Genomic DNA, 17,637 nt, shown 5'->3' with positions numbered 1-17,637 from the left:
GCTGCCCAACAGGCAAAGCCGAACTCGGCTCCGCTGCGAGATCCCGCGGGAACATGCACCCGCGTCGAAAACGACGGGGCGTATAAACGTCGACACCGCGCCGACGGCTTCGGGCCGGCGACGCGGTGTCGATGCTGGCAGCTTCGGGAACTGCCGGTGCCGAGACGTTCTAGGCGCTCAGCCGCTCGATCGCCCCCTCGGTTCGCGTCGGCGTCCGGCCGCGCGGGGCGGATGCCAAGCGGTAGACGTTGCCGGCGACCGGCGGGACTGGGTCGCTCACGGGCGCCGTCGCCCGGCCTTCGTCGGAGCCGAGGGTGAAGAACGCCGCGTGTTCGCTGAGCCGGCCGGCTTCGGCCGAAAGCTGTTCGGAGGTCGCCGACATTTCGTTGGCCGCACCGGAATTGGCCTGCGTCACCTGGTCGAGCTGCTGGATCGCCTGGTTGATCTGTTCCACGCCGATCGATTGCTCGCGGCAGGCCGCCGAGATCTCGGTGATGAGTTCGGCCGTGCGCTGGATGTCGGGCACCAGCGCCGAGAGCATGCGGCCGGCATCCTCCGAGATGACCAGCGTCTGCGAGGACAGCGTGCCGATCTCGGCCGCAGCCTGCTGCGAGCGCTCGGCGAGCTTGCGCACCTCGGACGCCACCACCGCGAAGCCCTTGCCGTGGGGGCCGGCGCGGGCTGCCTCGATCGCCGCGTTCAGCGCCAGAAGGTCGGTCTGACGGGCGATCTCCTGCACCACCTGGATCTTCTGCGCGATGGCACGCATCGCCTCGACGGAATGGGCCACCGCCTCGCCCGTCTTCTCGGCGCTGACGCTGGCCTGCGCCGCGATCTTCTCGGTGGTCGAGGCGTTGTCGGCGTTCTGGCGGATGTTGGCGGTCATCTCCTCCATCGCGGCCGAAGCCTGCTCGGAGGCCGCGGCCTGCTCGGTCGAGCCCGACGAGAGCTGGTCGGCGGTGGCGGCGGACTGGGAAGACCCGCCCGCCACCTGCGCGGCCGAGGAGCGCACGTCCGTCACGATGCGCGCCAGATTGGTCGACATCACGGCGGCGGCATTCTGCAGATCGCCGATCTCGTCGCGCAGGCGCGACGTCTCGACCGCCTGGCTGAGATCGCCCTCGGAAATCCTGACGAGCCCGGAACGAAGGACCCGCAGCGGGCGGAACATCGGCCCCGTCACGGCGAAGACGAGAAGGCCGGCGAGGCCGCCGATCACCAGATTGGTCAGCACCATCGTGCGCATCGTGGCCTCGATTCCGTTGAGATAGAACGCCTTGTCCAGTCCGACGAGCAGCATGCCGATCGTCTTGCCCGACGCGTCCTTGATCGGATCGTAGGCGGTGTAATAGGGATGCCCCAGAATGTCGGCTTCGCCCCGGAAGGGTTCGCCCCGCATCAGCACCGTCTCGTTGACGGCCGCCGAGGTCAGCTTGGTTCCCACGGCGCGCGATCCGTCGGCACCGCGCAGATTGGTGGCGACGCGCGTGTCGCCGGCGAAAATCGTCGCGGCGCCGCCGACCAGGCCCTCGATCGCATCGACGGTCGTCTCGTCGCCGTTCAACGGTCGGGCCCCCAGCTTCAACGTACCGTTCTCCAACGAGAACGCTTCGCCGGTCTCGTTCAGGACCTTCCAGGCCACCTTGTTGTTGGAGGCGAGGCGCGCGGCGGATTTGACCCCGGCATCGACGATGGCGGCCTGATAGGCCTGCCAGACGTTGACGACCGACACCACTGCAATGCCGGCCAGGGCCAGGGCAACGACCTTGGCGCGGACGGAAATCCGAAACCGTGAACTCGACATGACTCACCAATGAACGCTTGAGAAACGACCCGGCGTTCCAGCCGCCGGCCGCGGGCGATTTCGTGTCGCCGCACGCCCTATACGTCGGACCGCGCGAGGGAGTTGCTTCTTGCGCGACCGAACCCCCCACGGCCTGAAAGCAGCCTTAAACGATCGTAACGAACGGGATCGCAATGCCGCCGAACGTCGGCGACACCTGAGGAGAACGGGCTCCGCGGCTCCAGCTCCGAACGTTTGGGCGGAGCGGACCGGCGACCAATGCCCGGCGCCCCTCCCGGCGAGACGAGAAGGGCACCGCTCGCCGCCCCTCAGCTGTCGATCATCGCCTGCTGGTCGGCCGAGTAGCGGGTGCCCACGATCTCGACCTTTCCCAACGCGGTCTCGAGTTCGGCCACGTCGGCGGCCGACATCGTGAACTCGGCGGTGCGCAGGTTCTCGTCGAGATGCGCGAGCTTGGTGGTTCCGGGGATCGCGACGATCCAGGGCTGCTTGGCCATCAGCCAGGCGAGGGAAATCTGCGCCGGCGTCATGCCGCGGGTGCGCCCGAATGCGTTGAGAACCTCGACGACCGCGAGATTGGCCCGGATCGCCTCCGGCTGGAACCAGGGCGAGTCGCCGCGATTGTCGTTGCCGCTGTCGAAGCGGTTGTATTCGGTGATCGCGCCGGTGAGGAAGCCGCGGTTGACCGGGCTATAGGGCACGAAGCCGATCCCGAGTTCCTGAAGCGTCGGAAAGATCTTCGTCTCGGGTTCGCGCCACATGAGGTGGTACTCGCTCTGCACCGCCGTCACCGGCTGCACGGCGTGCGCGCGGCGGATCGTGTCGGCGCCGGCCTCGCTGAGTCCGAAGCGCTTCACCTTCCCCTCCGCGATGAGATCGCGCACCGTGCCGGCGACGTCCTCGATCGGCACGTTCGGATCGACGCGGTGCTGGTAGAGAAGCTCGATCGCCTCGACGCACATGCGACGCAGCGAAGCCTCCACCACGCTGCGGATGTTGGCCGGGCGGCTGTCCAGTTCGCCCGGCACCTGCTTGCCGTCGACGAAGCGGAAGCCGAACTTGGTGGTGACGAGAACCTCGTCGCCGAACGGCTGCAACGCCTCGCCGGCGATCTCCTCGTTCGTGAAGGGCCCATAGACTTCCGCCGTGTCGAACAGGGTGACGCCGCGCTCCGCCACCCGGCGCAGGAGCGCGATCATCGCCGCGCGATCGGGGTGCTCGCCGCGGTCGTGGTCCATGCCCATGACGCCGAACCCGAGCGCCGACACCTCCATGGCGGCGCGGCCGGTGCCCAGCGTCCGGCGCTGCCCGAGGGTGGGAAGGTCCGGAGTCGCGATGCCTGAAGGCGATGGTGCACCGGACTGGGCACGGGCCGCGATGCCGCCCAGGACGAACGGCGTGGAAGCGGCGGCGCCGAGAAGGGCACCGAACTTCACGAAGTTCCGGCGGCTGGAGGTGGTTGGGTTGGTCATCGGGTGATCTCTCTTCGAGGGGCTGCTGGATTTTTCTGGGCCAAGGTCGGTCGTCACCGGTGGCCATGCCCGAAGGTTCGGGCGCGGAAGGTCCATCCTCCGCCGCCGCGCTCGCCGTCGCTGGCGACGATCACGATCTCGTCGCCGCCCGGCCGGATCGCGAAGCTGGTGCTGCGAAGGTTGCGCCCGTCCTCGCGGCCGGGCAGCAGGATCTGGCCGATCGGGATGCCGCCGGGACTGAGGACGAGGACGCGGCCCTGTCCGTTCAGCGCGACGTAGACGTTGCCCTCCGCGTCCGTGCGCACCGTGTCGGGTTTGGGGCCGATGAAATGGTAGACGACGTCGATGCCGAGGCGTGCGATCTGCGTCGCGCCGTCGAGCCGGACGCGGACCAGACGGTTCCGGCCATGCTCGGCGATCCAGAGCGTGCGGCGATCCGGCGAGAGCGCGATCCCGTTCGGCAGCGCCAGACCGGTCACGATCGACGTGATCGTCCCGTCGGCCGCCCGATGGTGGACGCCGCCCGTCGCCTCGAAGGCCGAGCCCTTGAAGTCGGTGAAGTAGAACCCGCCGCGTCCGTCGAGCACGAGATCGTTCGGGACGTAGCCGGCGGATGTCGGCAGGATCTCCTGCCAGTCATCCCCGCCTTCGGGGAGCGAGCCGACCGTGCCGGCGGTCAAGTCGCCCGCCGCGGCCACGAACACGCGGCCCTCCGTGTCGATCGCCAGACCTCCGGGCCCCAGGCTCCCGCGTTCGAGCAGCGGCGAGACCACGCCCTCGCTCGTCAGGCGCAGCACGCGTCCGCCGCCGACATCGCACAGGAGAATTTCGCCGGAGGTCGAGAAGGCGACGCCTTCGAGAGGCGTTGGGCCTTCGAGGATCCGGACCCAGGGCTTCGCGACGACGGTGGGAATGTCCCGCTCGGCAACGGGAATCGGCACCTCGCCCCGCAGGCGCTCGTCCGCCACCAGACCGGGCAGCAGATCCGGAGCGGCCGCCATCGATGCGCCGTTCGGCATGATCGAGACGGCCATTCCCGTGGCGAGAACGAAGGCCCGGCGCTTGCGAGCGTATCGATCGGCCTTGGTCTGTCGGCTGGCGGTCTTCGGCGGGGTGTCCGAGTTCTCTGGCGTCATCAGGAGACAACGCATGTCGCCTAACTTCGCCCGTTGCGAGGGTCTTGATGAAGCGATGAGCCCTGCTCATCGTCAGCCCCAACCCCATCGTGGTGGTGCGGCCGAACATGCTCGTCGGCGTCGTGTTCGCCGCTGAAAGCCGATCGTCGCGGAGGGGGTCGATCCGGCCGAGCGCCGAGTCCTCGCGGGCCGTTCCCGACGTTGGACGATCGTCGCTCAGACAGCCGTCGGCGCGGCGACGACGAGGTCCATGTAATGGTGGGGCTGGCGCATCAGGACGAGATCCTTCCGGCGCACGACGTGGGTCGGATAGGGGCCGCCGAGCGTGCCGGTGTCGATCTCCATGACGGCGTAAGGCCGGTTGCCGTCGACGATCGCCTCCTGCCTCGGAAACAGGAACGTGTCGGGACCGAAGATGCCGGAGAGACCGGGATAGCCGTCGAGGGGCGCGCGGACGTTGGCGAAGGCGAGCCAGCAATTGTTCTCGCCGGCCCGCACCCGGTACTGGTGCCAGTGAAGCGGGTCGGCGCCGGTCGGGATAGGCTCGGGCTGCACGACGCTCGTGCCGGCGTGACCCTGGTGGAACCGGTCCTTCACCGCCGAGGGGCAGGCGATGAGGTCGCAGCCGCGCAGGGCCAGGATGCGACCCGCCTCGGGGAAGCTCGCATCGTGCCCGATCAGGAGGCCGAGGCGGCCGAAGGGAAGATCGAACACGGCCCAGTCGTCTCCGGCACTCGCCCAGCCCTTGTCGGCCTCGCTCAGATGGATCTTGCGATAGATGCCGACGAGCCCTGCAGGACCGACGAGAACGGCACTGTCGAAGACGCGCTCGCCGTCGCGTTCCGCGAAGCCGGCGACGAGATGGATGGCGAGGCGTCTCGCCAGATCCTCGATGGCCGCGATCAGCGGATCGTACCCCGTCACGGCGCCCGCCGCGGGATCTTCGAGCCCGGTGAGGGCGAGTTCCGGGAAGACGACGAGCTCGGCGCCCTCGGTCGCCGCGGCTTCGGCGAGCCGGGCGATCTCGGCGAGGTTGTCGGAGGCGACGGGCCCCGGCGCGAACTCGGCGACCGCCACGGCCGCCTTTCGCCCTTCCGGCAGGGGCTGGTGGCCGTAGAGGCGGAAGAAGTCGCCGGGGTTCCAGGCGAAGGTGTTGGTCATCAGCTCGCGGTAGAGCTCCGGCCGGCGCTGTCGCAGGATCGGCTCGCCCCAGACGGTGCGGGCGCGCGAGAGGGCGGGGTCGACGACGGCGAAGGCGATGCCGTCGCCGTCGTCCACGGTGTCGAGGATCGAGGCGTCCGGCGCGATGATGCAGCTGCCGCCCGAGAACTGGACGCCGCGCTCCAGGCCCCAGCGGTTGGCCTCGACGAGATAGCAGCCGTTCTCGAAGGCTCTGGTGATCCAGTAGGGTGCGGGCGTGCGCTCGGCGAGCCAGTTGGAGACGTGGCAGATCACGTCGGCGCCGCCGAGACCGGCGAGGCGTGCGGTCTCGATGAAGTGGATGTCCATGCAGATCAAAAGGGCGATGCGCCCGAGCGGGGTCTCGAAGACGCGGTGCCCGAGATCGCCGGAAGCGGCCCATTTCGGCTCGGAGATGTAGGGATGCGTCTTGCGGTGGGTGCCGACGACCCCGTCCGGCCCGATGAGTACCGCCGAATTGTAGTAGAGTTGCGTCGCCGGATCGACCTCCGGCAGGCCGACGACGACGTGAATGTCGAGAGCCTTCGCAACGGCCGCGAAGCGATCCGTGGTCGGGCCGGGGATCGGCTCGACGAAGGGCTCCACCTCCTTGCGGTCGTGCCAGCAATAGCCGGTGGTGCCCATCTCCGGCGTCACGATCAGCTTGGCGCCGCCGGCGGCGGCCCGCTCGACCAGCGCCAGCAGCCCTTCGACGTTGCGCTCCTTCTCGAATATCGTCGGTTCGAACTGGACGGCGGCGGTCTTGAAGGGCGTGGGGGCGCTCATGGCGGGAAAACCTCGATCGACGGGAAGCGGACGAGCCCCGGCCCCGCGCGACGCCTGCGGGGACCGGAAAGGAGCCGGATCAGCGCGGCGTGCCGGCGATCGACTTGAGCACGGAGGCGCCGACCGTGTATTTGGGGTCGACCATGTTGCCGAGGCGGATGCGGCCGCACTGGGTCAGCAGCATGTAGGCGTCGATCTCCTCGAAGCCGAAATCGGCGGCCATCCAGCGGATCAGCTCGCGATAGGCGCCGCGCGCCGCGTCCTCCATCGGCCGCGAGGAGCCGATGGTCATGTAGAAGCTCTCGTTTTCGAGGCGCGGCGAACGGATCGTCCAGCCCTTGATGAGGTCGACCTGCACCGTCGTCACGGTCGGATGCTCGATCGCGACGCCGCAGAGCTCGCCGTCGCCCTGCGCGGCGTGGCAGTCGCCGAGAAAGAGATAGGCGCCCTTCGTGTTGACCGGCAGGTAGATCACCGCGCCGGGCGCGACGTCCGGCAGGTCCATGTTGCCGCCGTAATAGTCGGGAACGAGCGAGGAGATCGCCTCGATCTCCGGCGCCGTGCCGATCGTGCCGATGAAGGGCTCGTAGGGCAGCGTGATGCGATCGTTCCACTTGACGCCCGTCACGGCATCGACCTCGAGCTTCTTCACGCGTTCAGGGAGCGGCTGGGTCAAGAGCGCGGTGTCGGCGGTGGGCACGAGGCCGCCGAACTCGGGCATGATCACCGTCGTGCCCCGCGGCTGGGGCCCGCGCGGCACGATGCTCTTGATGTGGACGGCGAGGCAGTCGCCCTTTTCCGCGCCGTTGATCCAGACCGGGCCGTTCTGCGGGTTGAGGAAGGGGAAGTTGAGCTTTTCGCTCGGCAGGTCCCGTTCGGTCTTGATGGCGCCCTCGAAGGCGTCGTGCGTCTCGGCCGAGATCACCGCGCCGGGGTCGACGGCGAGGATCGGTTCGGCGAAGGCGCCGTAGACGTAGTGGTATCGGCCCTGGCTCTCCTCGGTAATCGCGTGCTCGGTGCGCGCCTCGCCCTTGGCGGCGCCCTTGCGGGCCATGATGGAATCCTGGAACCAGCTCATCGGAGCCTCCTTCTTCTGATGATTCTGAAAGTCTCGCTTCAAACCGCGAGGTAGCGCCGCACGGCGTCGCGATCCTCGAGGGCGGCCGGCATGATCTCGTCGGTGATCCGACCCTTGTCCATGGCGTAGGCGCGCGTCGCCATGGCGCGGATCATGTCGATGTTCTGCTCCACGAAGACGATCGTGACGCCGGTCGTCCGGTTCAGCTCGACCATGATCCGGGCGATGTCCTGGACGATGTTCGGCTGGATTCCTTCGGACGGCTCGTCGAGCAGAATGAGCGAGGGGGCGCCCATGAGGACGCGGCCGATGGCGAGCTGCTGCTGCTGGCCGCCCGACATGGTGCCGGCGCGCTGGTTGCGCCGCTCGGCGAGGATGGGAAAGAACGAGAAGATCTGCTCCAGCCGCTCCTTCGGCGCCGGGGCGCCGGCGATGCACTCGCCGACGGCCAGGTTCTCCAGGACGCTCATGCGGGGAAAGACGTCGCGCCCCTGCGGCACGTAGCCGAGCCCGAGCCGGGCACGCTTGTGCGCGGGGAGCGCGTCCATGGCGCTGCCGCGAAAGACGATCGAGCCCTTGTCGACGGGCAGAAGGCCGATCAGGCTCTTCATCAGCGTCGACTTGCCGACGCCGTTGCGCCCGATCACGGCGACGATCTCGCCCTCGCGCACCTCCATGTCGACGCCCTGGAGCACCGGCTTGCCGCCATAGCCCGAACGAAGGCCCACCGTGTTGAGGATCGTCTCCCTACGCATGGACCTCTCCGAGATAGATCGCGGCGACGCGGGGATCGGCGACGATCTCCTCGATCGTGCCCTGGGCGAAGATCTTGCCGAAATGCAGCACCGTCACCCGCTGGGCGATCTGGCGCACGAAGGCCATGTCGTGTTCGACGGCCAGGACCGTGACGCCCTGGCGATTGAGGGCCTGGACCATCTCGCCGGTGGCGAAGGTCTCGTCGGGCGTCATGCCGGCGGTCGGCTCGTCGAGAAGCAGCAGCCGCGGCTTCAGGGCGATCGCCATGCCGATCTCCAGCCATTGCTTCTGGCCGTGGCTGAGATTGCCGGCGAGCACTCTCTCGTCGGCCGTCAGCTTGAGAAATTCGAGAAGCCGGTCGATCTCGTCGTGAAGCGTTTCGGGGCTCTCGTGGTGCTGGAGGGCGATCTGCAGGTTCTGGCGCACCGAAAGCGCCTTGAAGATGCCGGGCACCTGGAACTTGACGCTGATGCCCCGCCGGATGCGCTGAAAGGGCTTGTCGTTCGTGATGTCGGCGCCCTCGTAGAGGATCTGGCCGGAACTCGGCAGGTGTTCGCCGAGGATCAGCCGGAAGAGCGTCGACTTGCCGGCCCCGTTCGGCCCGATCAGGCAATGGATCTCGCCCTGCTCGAGGTCGAAGTCGACGCCGCCGGTGACATGCAGCCCGCCGAACCACTTGTTCAGCGTGCGGGTTTCGAGAAGGGCGGCCATCACACGGCCTCCCGTTCGCGCACCCGCCGGCGCAGGCGTCCCGAGAGGAGCGAGCCGATGCCGTAGACGAGGCCGTTCGGCGCGACGAGGACGGTGGCGACGAGGAGGAAGCCCATGACGACGATCGCATATTGGCTGCCGTAGATCGTCAGCGCCTGGAAGCCGGCGAGCACGAGGAGCGTGCCGAGAAGCGTGGTCGTGAGATCCGAGCGTCCGCCGACGGCGACCCAGACGATCGGCAGCGAGGCCGCCGTCATGCCCATCGAGGCCGGCGTGATGTAGTTGCCCCAGGACGTGTAGAGGACGCCCGAGAGCCCCGCGAGCGCCGAGCCGACGACGAAGGCGGCGAGCTGGTAGCGGCGGATGTCGTAGCCGAGCATCTCGGCGCGCTGCGGGTTCTCGCGGATGGCGACGAGGACGTTTCCGAAGCGCGAGTTCACGAGGATGCGAAGGCCGAGATAGACGAGCGTCAGGAGCGTCAGCGTCACGTAGTAGAGCGGGATGTCGGGAAAGAGCGCGATGGCGCCGCCCGGCCAGGGAATCGTCAGCGAGGGCATGCCGCCCATGCCGTTGAAGCCGTTGAGACGCGCCGCGCCGATGCGCCATTCCGGCCCCGCGGTCTGCGACATGAACCGCTCGAGGACGAGCGTCACCGAGAGCGTGACGATGCCGAGGAAGACGCCGGAGATGCGCCCGAAAAAGAGGAAGTAGCCGAGCACGGCGGCAAACAGCGCCGAGATCAGGACGGCGGCCAGAAGCGCGAAGAGCGTCAGGCCGTAGGCGTCGCCGAGATTGATCGAGATGACGCTGTAGGCGTAGCCGGCGACGCCGAAGAAGGCGGTCTGGCCGAAGGACAGCGCCCCGCCATAGCCCCAGATGAGGCTGAGGCCGAGGGCCATGAAGGCCCAGTTGAAGAAGTAGACGTTGTTGCCGACGTCGTAGCCGTCCGCGAACAGCGGATAGGCCGAGGCGGCGAGGAGGACGAGGAGGAAGGGCGCCCAGAACTTCGGGCCCTTGCCCAGCGTCTGCGGGCCTTCGAGAAGCGCCAGCCAGCGCGGCTTTTTCAAAGCGCGTGCCATGGAGATCAGGCCCTTTCGCGCAGGATCCAGCCCGAGATGCCTCGGGGCAGGACGCGGATGACGACGATGACGGCGACGAGCAGTCCGATCTGGCCGAAGAGCTGTCCCTGCCAGGAGGTGAGCGCGGCCTTGACGATGCCGAGCACGGCGGCGGCGGGCGCGGTGCCGAGGAAGATGTCGGCGCCCCCCACCACGACGGTGACGAAGGCCTCCACCACGAAGGCGCTGCCCATGGTCGGCACGAGCGTCATGGTCGGGGCGTAGAGCCCGCCGGCGAGGCCCGCGAGCGCGGCGCCGAGGCCGAAGGTCAGCGAGTAGATCAGGCTCGTGTTGACGCCGAGCGCCTCGGCAATGTGCGGCACCTGGATCGTGGCGCGCGCCATCGTGCCGAAGCGCGTCCTCGTGAAGACCAGCCAGAGGCAGAGCAGCGTCAGCAGCGCGGCGCTGACCAGCACGAGCCGGTAGACCGAATAGCTGTAGGGGCCGACGGCGAAGGAGCCGAAGGGCGTGCCCGTGCCCTGCAGGGTGGAGCCGAGAAGGATCAGCGTTCCCTGCGTCGCGATCATCGAGACGCCCCAGGTGGCGACGATCGTGTCGAGCGGGCGCTCGTAGAGATGGCGGATCACCAGGCGCTCCAGCGCCATGCCGACGAGCCCCGCGACGAGCGCACCGAGAAGGATGGCGAGGGGCAGCGGCAGGCCCATGCGGGCCGCGCTCGTCGAGACGTAGGCGCCGCAGAGGATGAACTCGCCATGGGCGAGGTTGATGACGCCCATCATGCCGAAGATCACGGCGAGGCCGCAGGCGGAGAGGACGAGAAAGGCGAAGGCGTCGCCGGCTTGGTAGAGAAAGGTAAAGGCGCCGTAGAGGACGTCCATCGTGCCATCCCGGGGTTGGAGAACGCGGATCGAAGGAGGGGCCGGCCGGGCAGGAGCGCCCGGCCGGCTCTGGATCAGCCCTTCGGCGGCGGGTTCGACGGCGTGTACTGCGCGCTCGGGTCGCTCTTCGTCAGGTCGCAGCCGGCATCGCCCAGCCAGTAGGGCTTGATGTCGTTCCAGACCTTCGGGAAGGTGATCGCGTGGTCCTCGCCGACCTTGGCGAGATAGATCGTGTGGGACATGTGCTGGCTCTTCGGGTCGAGGCAGACCTTGCCCTCCGGCGCGTCGAAGCAGACGTCGCCCTTGGCGATCTCGGCGCGCAGATCGTCCTTCTTCGTCGAGCCGCCGGCCCGCTCGATCATCGACTTGTAGAGATAGACCGCCGTGTAGGAGTTCTCGGCCTCCTGGTTGATGTAGGGCTCGTCCGGGAACTTCTTGTGCCACTTCTCGACGAAGGCCTTCGAGGCGGGCGTGTCGACCTCCTCGATGTAGTTCACGGTGGCGTACATGTTGGCGAGCGAGGGCGGCCTGAAGCGCTTGTGCTCGTAGCCCTGGCCGACATTGACCGAGGAGGCCATCGGCACCTTCAGGTTCGCCGCGCCCGCCTGCTCGTAGTAGGAGGCCTGCGCCGTGCCGACGAGGAGCGTCACGAGGACGTCCGGCTTGGCGGTCTGGATGTTCTGGATGGTCTGCGAGAACTGGGAGACGCCGAGCGGGATGAACTCCTCGCCGACCATCTCGCCGCCGCTCTCCTTCACGATGTTGCGCACCCATTCGGCCGAGATCTGGCCGAAATTGTAGTCCGCCGCGATCGTGTAGACCTTCTTGCCGTAGGTCTCGATCATGTAGGGAATGAGCGTCGAGAACTGCTGCTCGGGCACGGCGCCCGTGACGATCATGTTGGCGTCGCAGACGCCGCCCTCGTACTGGTTGTTGTAGAAGGCGAGGCCGTCGAACTGGTTGACGATCGGCCGGTAGGCCTCGCGCGAGGCCGAGGAGAAGCCGGCGAAGACGGCATCCACCTTGTCGCGCTGCAGGACGCGGCGCATGAACTCCTGGTAGCGCGTGTTGTCCGACTGCGTGTCGTAGACCACGAGCTCGAGCGGGCGGCCCGCGATGCCGCCGGCCGCGTTGATCTCCTCGGTGGCGAGCTCGATGCCGTGGACCTTGCCGATCGTGGCGACGGCGAAGTCGCCGGACTGGTCCTCGAGGACGCCGAGCTTGATCGGTTCCTGGGCAAGGCTGGCGCCGGACAATAGGAGGAGTGTTCCGAGCGCCGCGAGGACGCTGGAGGATCGCATCTTCATCTGTGGTCTCCGTCAGGGGGGAAGGCGTCGGCTCAGTCCACCGCGGCCCTTGCGAAAGGGGCCGCGGGATTGTCGAGATCTTCGTCGGCGCGCTCGCGGACGAGCTGCTCGCAATAGGCTTCGAGGCCGAGGCGCGCGCGCATCGCCGCCCGCCTCAAGGACTGGAAGGCCGCCTCGTCGTCGAGGCCCGCCTCCGCGATCACGATCAGGATCGCCTTGACGACGTAGCGGCGTTGACGCCGGCGCTGTTCGAGCTCTTCGACCGCTGAACCGAGTGCGGCCTTGCGGGCATGCTCGTTCACCGCGAGGTAGAGCGCGGAATAGACCGAGCCGCCGTAGACGGGCTTGGGAAGGAAGGCGGTGGCGCCCGCCAGCATCAGCGCGCGCAGCCGGCTCGGCGCCTCCACCCCGACGAGGCCGACGAGGGGAACGAGCGGCAATTCGGCCGTGGGGCCGGTCGGCACGATCGGCGGCGCGTGCAGATCGCCGTCGAGAAAGAGGACGTCCCGGGCGGCGTCGAGATCGGCGAGCGGCGCCTGCGCCCCCTCGGCGCCGAGCGGCTCGACAAGGAGGCCGAGCTTGCCGAGCGTCACCGAAAGCGCCTCGATCGCGCGCGCGTCGGCCGAGGCGATCAGCGCCCGGCGCTGGCTGAAGTTCTGCACGAAGCGCACGACGCTCATGACACGATCCTCAAGGCGGGCCGGAGAACCGGCTGTTCGAGGGCGGCGGAGGAGCGCACGAGATAGGGATCGGGGCGAACCGGCTCCTGCGCTTCCATCAGGATGTCGAACTGCCCGTCGGCGCGCGAGCGGCCGATGCGGGGCGTCAGATAGGCATGAAGCGTCTGCGGATCGATCGAGACGCAGCCCTGCGGCGCGTCGAACGTCTGTCCGGCGACCCTCGCACGCACCGCCGCGATCGCATCCGTCCCGGCGGCGGCCAGCGTCTTGGCCAGCAGCTTCACGGCGATGAAGGCGGCCTCGCCCTCCGCGGAGGCCACGGGCCCATCGGGAAAGGCGCGGTCGTAGGCGGCGACGAAGCGGCGATTGGCGTGGCTGTCGATGCTCGCGAACCAGACCGAGGAGCTGAGATGGCCGTCGACGGCCTCGGGACCGATCTCGAGCAGCTCGGGCTCCGAGAGATTGCAGCTCGCCACGGGAAAGCGCCTGACCTGATCGATGCCGCGCGCCTCGCATTCCGCTCGTAAGGCGCGGAAGAAGGCATAGGCGGACTCGCCGATCAGCGAGTTGAAGACGAAGTCGGGCTCGGCTTCGAGGATCGCTTCGACGATCTGCGCCATGTCGGTCTCGCCGACCGGCAGGTAGCGCTCGGCGACGATCGTGCCGCCGCGCTGGCCGAGCTCGTCGCGCAGGACCCGGTTGCTCTCCCAGGCCCAGATGTAGTTGGAGCCGATGCAGAAGGCCCGGCGGCCACACCGCGTGACGAGGAAATCGACGAGCGGCAGGATGTGATGGTTGGGTGCCGCGCCCGTGTAGACGACGTTCTCCGAACTCTCGAAGCCCTCGTAATGGGCGGGATACCAGAGCAGCGCGTCGCGCTTCTCGAAGATCGGGATCACCTCCTTGCGCGAGGAGGAGGTGTAGCAGCCGACGACATGGCGGATGCCGCGCCCGAGCAGCGCGTGGACGGCTGGCGCATAGGCCGAGAGGCGGCTGCCGGGATCGATGACGACGGGATCGAGGCGGATGCCGGCCTCGGCATCGCCTGCGATCTCGCGGCATGCGAGAAGCGCCCCGTTCAGCATCGTGCGCCCGACCGCGCCATAGGACCCGGTGGCGGAGAACAGGATACCGATCGGAACGTTTCGTCGAGCCATCAGGTCGTCCCACGCAAAAAGCCCCTCAGCCTGATGGCTGCGGGGCGACGGTGCCAAGTCAAAGGATCATCGTTCTGGCGCGACTTTGGGCAGCCTTGCCCCACGCTCAAGGATTAAGCTGAACGGAAGCTAGGCGCCTGTCAAGTGTCGATACGAAAGTTTCGCAGACGGGCCGACCAGCCTTCCGTGCGACCGGCCACGCCGACGCTTGGTGCAACTTGTAGGAGGGGCAAAGTGGATCCTGGGAATGAAAGGTCCGGCCGGATTGATCCAGCATGCACGAAGGCGCATCGGCCGCCGATCGTCTTTCCGGTCGTCTTCCGTTGCGAATGCCGGTCACCTCGATGCGAAGCGGCGACGACGTTCGATCGGAACGCAGGGCGCCGGAGCACCGGCTGAGGTAGATGCCGCTGGCATCGATCGACCGCGCCTTCAACGCCGGCCGGCGCGATAAAGGCTTCGAGAGGAGCGGCGGTTCGCGAACGATGTCATGGCAGTCCTCGCCGCGGTTTTGGCGTGGCCACCAAGCGCGGCGAGAGGAAGGACAGTCCTGTGAAAGGTGCCCGGCAGATCCCGAAGCCGAAGAGCGCCAGGAAGGCGAACCGGGCGAGGAGGCCGAACGGAGCGCGCCGCGGTCATGGCGGTCGTGCCATTGGCGCTGAACCTGCCGATCGCGCTCGGGATGTTCGCGGGCCTTCGAAGGCGGCGCCATCTCGCTCCCGCGCAACGGCGTCCAGGAGGACTGGATCGTCGTGTGCACGGACTAGGCCGGCGTCGGGATCGCCTGGCCACTGCGCACGGCGCTTGCCGGGGAGGGGGGAGCGGCGAGGCGGTGGCCCGAGCCGCGGCTGAGAGGGCCGAGAAGGATCGTCAGGCCGGCAAGACGCGGAAACCGGCCGTGACGATCCTGTGCGTCAACTCTCGTGGTGCCTCCGGGCCGACGTTCCACGCTCTCCGGTCCATGATCGGCGCTCCTGAAAGAGAACGGCGCAAGCAAGACATCGCCATGGTGCTGGGACGGAAGACGATCGCCACGGCCCGCACTCCTTGAAGAGGGGAGGGGGCGAGCCATCACACCCGAACGGTCGGCTCGACCCTCGCGTTCGAGCCTCTGCAGAGCAGCAAACCCGGATCATCGTCGTCTAGCTGGCCTGTCTAGCAAAGGCCGACATCGTCGTGCGGTGAGGTGGTTTGGGTCTGAAGCCCATGCGTCGTAGGGCGTCTAGCTGGCTGGGGAACCTGGATTCGAACCAAGACTAGCGGAGTCAGAGTCCGCTGTTCTACCCTTAAACTATTCCCCAGCATGATGCCGTAGCATCCGCTTGCCGGCTGGTTAGCCTGCAAGGTTGATGGGGCTTGTACGGGAGGCGCGAGCCGGCGTCAAGGTACATTCGATCGTCGTCGATCATGTCCGGGTCGGCGCCTGCGCCCACGCCCTTCGGCCGCTGCATGACCTCATCACCGCCCACGTCCTCGCCGCCGAGCGTCTGCACGGCGACGATACGACCGTGCCGATCCTGGCCAAGGGCCGGACCGTCACGGGCCGGATCTGGACCTATGTGCGCGACGACCGTCCCTTTGACGGTCAAGCCCCACCGGCGGCCCTGTATCATGCTTCCCCGGACCGCACGGCCGAGCAGCCGGAGGAGCACCTGAAGGGCTGGACCGGCATCCTGCAAGCCGACGCCTATCCCGGCTACGGGCGCCTCTATGCTGCGGATCGAAGTCCGGGACCGCTGACCCAGGCGCTATGCTGGGTACATGCCCGTCGCAAGTTCTTCGAACTCGCCGACCTCGCGAAGAACGCGCGTCGGGGAAAGAACGCGGCGTCGATCTCGCCCATGGCGCTGGAGGCGGTGAAGTGCATCGATGCCCTCTTCGCCATTGAGCGCGAGATCAACGGCTTGCCTGCCGCCGAGCGCCTGGCGATCCGCCGCGAACGCTCGCTGCCGCTTCTCGTTGATCTGGAAAGCTGGATGCGCACCGAGCGGGCGCGACTGTCACGCCATGCCGACGTCGCCAAGGCGATGGACTACATGCTGACCAAGTGGGACGCCTTCGCCGGATTCACGACAGACGGGCGCGTCTGCCTGTCGAACAACGCAGCGGAGCGAGCCTTGCGCGGCATCGCCCTCGGCCGCCGCTCATGGACCTTCGCCGGCTCGCAGCGCGGCGCCGATCGCTGTGCCTTCATGCTGACGATGATCGCCACCGCCAAGCTCAACGACATCGATCCGCAGGCCTGGCTCGCCAACGTTCTCAGCCGCATCGCCGACACGCCGCAGAGCCGGCTCGAAGAGTTGCTTCCGTGGAATTGGGCGAAGCCGTTCGCGCGGGACCAACGGGCAGCCGCATAATGGTGCAAACCTCGATCGCCCGTCTCAAGATCGTTCTCGACGATGTCGAGCCCGCCGTCACCCGGCGGATCGAGGTTCCTTTCGACCTGCGGCTCGACCGCCTCCATGCCGTCCTTCAGGAAGCCGTCGGTTGGACCAACAGTCACCTCTGGGAGTTCCGCGTCCGCGATATCGGCTTTGGTATTCCCAATCCGGAATGGGGCTTTGGCGACGGCCCGATCGACGCCCGCAAGACAACGCTTCTCGCCGTGATCGAGGATACCGGCGCCAAGTCGTTCAAGTATCTCTACGACTTCGGCGACGGCTGGGAGCATTCGATCCGGATCGAGCGGATCGAGCCTGCTCTTGCCGATGTCATCTATCCCCGCCTGCTCGCGGCGTCGGGCCGCTGCCCGCCCGAAGATGTCGGTGGACCCTGGGGCTACCAGGAATTCCTCGAAGCGCTCGCCGATCCCAAGAACGAGCGGCACGAAGAGATGGTCGAGTGGTGGGGCGACAGCTTCGATCCCGGCGACATCGACATCGATGCCATCGGTGCGGAACTGCTCAGGCTCGGCAAAAGCTGGACCCGCAAGCCGCGCACCAAGTCCAGCCGAGCATCCCAATAGGCCGATCACCCGGTCCGCGCGAACAGGGTTCGAAACAGCACCTCCGCCTGGCGCAGCCCCTCGTCGGTCAAGACGACCGACTTGGCCTTGCTCGCCGGATCGCAGATCATTCCCTTCCGGTGCAGGCGATCCATCGCGTCCCAGTCAAAGCTCTTCCAGGCACGGCGCTCATCGTGAAGCGTCAGCCATAAGAGCGCCAGAACAGCGGCGTCGATCTTCTCCTCATCGATATCCATGCTCGCAAACTTATCATGCAAAGCACGCAAACGCCGCGGTCTTCATCGGATGCGTACGATGGGGCGATCGTCTGGACGTCGACGCAGACCTGGGATCGGAGCTCGGCAAGTGCGGATGGCGAAGCCCGGGCGTCAGGGCGTTTCGGCATCGGGTGATCGATTGGCCTCCGGTTGGATACCGGTTGCCCTGAAAGGCCGGTGCTCGCCGATCGCACGGTCCAGTGCTGATCGGTCGAACGGCTTTCGCATCGTGTCCGGTTCGCGGTCCCGATGTCGCCCGGCGTCTATCGGCGCGCCGTAGAAGCCAATGCGGCGGGAGCAAGGCGCGGTGGCTTGTGAAATGTTGTCGGATTGCTACAGTGGCGCCAACGAACGCGGCCGAGAGAGCCGAGGGAGCCCCCGTGTGCCGGCTC

At 67.6% G+C, this 17,637-nt stretch carries 14 protein-coding genes, 1 tRNA gene and 1 pseudogene; 2 read left to right on the top strand and 14 right to left on the bottom strand.

Annotated elements, in window-relative coordinates; translation table 11 throughout:
• Positions 1-169: 169 nt before the first annotated feature.
• The 13 genes from GGR04_RS02490 to GGR04_RS02430 form a co-directional block, all read right to left on the bottom strand.
• Complete coding sequence (locus tag GGR04_RS02490) at positions 170-1,804, bottom strand: methyl-accepting chemotaxis protein (RefSeq protein ID WP_183197499.1); 1,635 nt, start codon at positions 1,802-1,804, stop codon at positions 170-172.
• A 308-nt stretch (positions 1,805-2,112) separates the two neighbouring features.
• The gene (locus GGR04_RS02485; protein ID WP_210291656.1) at positions 2,113-3,078 is read right to left on the bottom strand and encodes an aldo/keto reductase; all 966 of its coding nucleotides are present in this window, start codon (positions 3,076-3,078) and stop codon (positions 2,113-2,115) included.
• 251 nt (positions 3,079-3,329) lie between these two features.
• On the bottom strand, positions 3,330-4,427 hold the full coding sequence (locus GGR04_RS02480) for an SMP-30/gluconolactonase/LRE family protein (RefSeq protein WP_183197495.1): 1,098 nt from the start codon (positions 4,425-4,427) through the stop codon (positions 3,330-3,332).
• Positions 4,428-4,628: 201 nt separating this feature from the next.
• Positions 4,629-6,377 carry a nitrilase-related carbon-nitrogen hydrolase gene (locus GGR04_RS02475; protein WP_183197492.1) on the bottom strand — a complete coding sequence of 583 codons (1,749 nt, stop codon included), beginning with the start codon at positions 6,375-6,377 and terminating at the stop codon, positions 4,629-4,631.
• Positions 6,378-6,456: 79 nt separating this feature from the next.
• Positions 6,457-7,455 carry an acetamidase/formamidase family protein gene (locus GGR04_RS02470; RefSeq protein ID WP_183197491.1) on the bottom strand — a complete coding sequence of 333 codons (999 nt, stop codon included), beginning with the start codon at positions 7,453-7,455 and terminating at the stop codon, positions 6,457-6,459.
• Positions 7,456-7,493: 38 nt separating this feature from the next.
• A complete protein-coding gene (locus GGR04_RS02465) occupies positions 7,494-8,210 on the bottom strand; it encodes an ABC transporter ATP-binding protein (RefSeq protein ID WP_183197489.1) in 717 nt (238 codons plus the stop codon).
• Entirely contained in the window at positions 8,203-8,922 is a 720-nt protein-coding gene (locus GGR04_RS02460) for an ABC transporter ATP-binding protein (RefSeq protein WP_183197487.1), read from the bottom strand. The genes GGR04_RS02465 and GGR04_RS02460 overlap by 8 nt, the downstream gene beginning before the upstream one ends.
• Positions 8,922-10,001, bottom strand: coding sequence for a branched-chain amino acid ABC transporter permease (locus tag GGR04_RS02455; RefSeq protein ID WP_183197485.1), 1,080 nt, complete (start codon positions 9,999-10,001; stop codon positions 8,922-8,924). The genes GGR04_RS02460 and GGR04_RS02455 overlap by 1 nt, the downstream gene beginning before the upstream one ends.
• 5 nt (positions 10,002-10,006) lie before the next feature.
• Positions 10,007-10,879, bottom strand: coding sequence for an ABC transporter permease subunit (locus GGR04_RS02450; RefSeq protein ID WP_183197483.1), 873 nt, complete (start codon positions 10,877-10,879; stop codon positions 10,007-10,009).
• 74 nt (positions 10,880-10,953) lie between these two features.
• Positions 10,954-12,180 carry an urea ABC transporter substrate-binding protein gene (locus GGR04_RS02445; RefSeq protein ID WP_312857410.1) on the bottom strand — a complete coding sequence of 409 codons (1,227 nt, stop codon included), beginning with the start codon at positions 12,178-12,180 and terminating at the stop codon, positions 10,954-10,956.
• A 38-nt stretch (positions 12,181-12,218) separates the two neighbouring features.
• Positions 12,219-12,866, bottom strand: coding sequence for an ANTAR domain-containing response regulator (locus GGR04_RS02440; protein WP_183197479.1), 648 nt, complete (start codon positions 12,864-12,866; stop codon positions 12,219-12,221).
• The gene (locus GGR04_RS02435; RefSeq protein ID WP_183197477.1) at positions 12,863-14,023 is read right to left on the bottom strand and encodes a transporter substrate-binding domain-containing protein; all 1,161 of its coding nucleotides are present in this window, start codon (positions 14,021-14,023) and stop codon (positions 12,863-12,865) included. The genes GGR04_RS02440 and GGR04_RS02435 overlap by 4 nt, the downstream gene beginning before the upstream one ends.
• Positions 14,024-15,250: 1,227 nt before the next feature.
• Positions 15,251-15,324, bottom strand: a tRNA-Gln gene (locus GGR04_RS02430).
• Between the two features lie 60 nt (positions 15,325-15,384).
• On the opposite strand from GGR04_RS02430, the pseudogene tnpC reads away from it, so the two are divergent.
• Positions 15,385-16,380 (top strand): annotated as a pseudogene (tnpC, locus tag GGR04_RS02425) (IS66 family transposase); the annotation flags it as partial.
• A 2-nt stretch (positions 16,381-16,382) separates the two neighbouring features.
• Complete coding sequence (locus tag GGR04_RS02420) at positions 16,383-16,988, top strand: plasmid pRiA4b ORF-3 family protein (protein ID WP_183198992.1); 606 nt, start codon at positions 16,383-16,385, stop codon at positions 16,986-16,988.
• A 5-nt stretch (positions 16,989-16,993) separates the two neighbouring features.
• Here GGR04_RS02420 and GGR04_RS02415 read toward each other — a convergent pair whose 3' ends face one another.
• Positions 16,994-17,224 (bottom strand): DUF6429 family protein, encoded by a 231-nt coding sequence (locus tag GGR04_RS02415; protein WP_056697844.1) that lies wholly within the window; start codon positions 17,222-17,224, stop codon positions 16,994-16,996.
• Positions 17,225-17,637: the final 413 nt, after the last annotated feature.

Origin of the sequence: Aureimonas pseudogalii, from assembly GCF_014196835.1 — a bacterium.
Taxonomy (GTDB): domain Bacteria; phylum Pseudomonadota; class Alphaproteobacteria; order Rhizobiales; family Rhizobiaceae; genus Aureimonas; species Aureimonas pseudogalii.
The sequence above is the reverse complement of the archived record's forward strand: the minus strand, read 5'-3'. Positions and strand labels throughout refer to the sequence as shown.

Excerpts from the sequence above, each read along its gene's own strand:
- GGR04_RS02480 (WP_183197495.1), bottom strand. The coding sequence starts at position 4,427 with ATGCGTTGTCTCCTGATGACGCCAGAGAACTCGGACACCCCGCCGAAG.
- GGR04_RS02490 (WP_183197499.1), bottom strand. The coding sequence starts at position 1,804 with ATGTCGAGTTCACGGTTTCGGATTTCCGTCCGCGCCAAGGTCGTTGCC.
- GGR04_RS02460 (WP_183197487.1), bottom strand. The coding sequence starts at position 8,922 with ATGGCCGCCCTTCTCGAAACCCGCACGCTGAACAAGTGGTTCGGCGGG.
- GGR04_RS02450 (WP_183197483.1), bottom strand. The coding sequence starts at position 10,879 with ATGGACGTCCTCTACGGCGCCTTTACCTTTCTCTACCAAGCCGGCGAC.
- GGR04_RS02415 (WP_056697844.1), bottom strand. The coding sequence starts at position 17,224 with ATGGATATCGATGAGGAGAAGATCGACGCCGCTGTTCTGGCGCTCTTA.
- GGR04_RS02475 (WP_183197492.1), bottom strand. The coding sequence starts at position 6,377 with ATGAGCGCCCCCACGCCCTTCAAGACCGCCGCCGTCCAGTTCGAACCG.
- GGR04_RS02470 (WP_183197491.1), bottom strand. The coding sequence starts at position 7,455 with ATGAGCTGGTTCCAGGATTCCATCATGGCCCGCAAGGGCGCCGCCAAG.
- GGR04_RS02465 (WP_183197489.1), bottom strand. The coding sequence starts at position 8,210 with ATGCGTAGGGAGACGATCCTCAACACGGTGGGCCTTCGTTCGGGCTAT.
- GGR04_RS02455 (WP_183197485.1), bottom strand. The coding sequence starts at position 10,001 with ATGGCACGCGCTTTGAAAAAGCCGCGCTGGCTGGCGCTTCTCGAAGGC.
- GGR04_RS02445 (WP_312857410.1), bottom strand. The coding sequence starts at position 12,180 with ATGCGATCCTCCAGCGTCCTCGCGGCGCTCGGAACACTCCTCCTATTG.
- GGR04_RS02440 (WP_183197479.1), bottom strand. The coding sequence starts at position 12,866 with ATGAGCGTCGTGCGCTTCGTGCAGAACTTCAGCCAGCGCCGGGCGCTG.
- GGR04_RS02435 (WP_183197477.1), bottom strand. The coding sequence starts at position 14,023 with ATGGCTCGACGAAACGTTCCGATCGGTATCCTGTTCTCCGCCACCGGG.
- GGR04_RS02485 (WP_210291656.1), bottom strand. The coding sequence starts at position 3,078 with ATGGAGGTGTCGGCGCTCGGGTTCGGCGTCATGGGCATGGACCACGAC.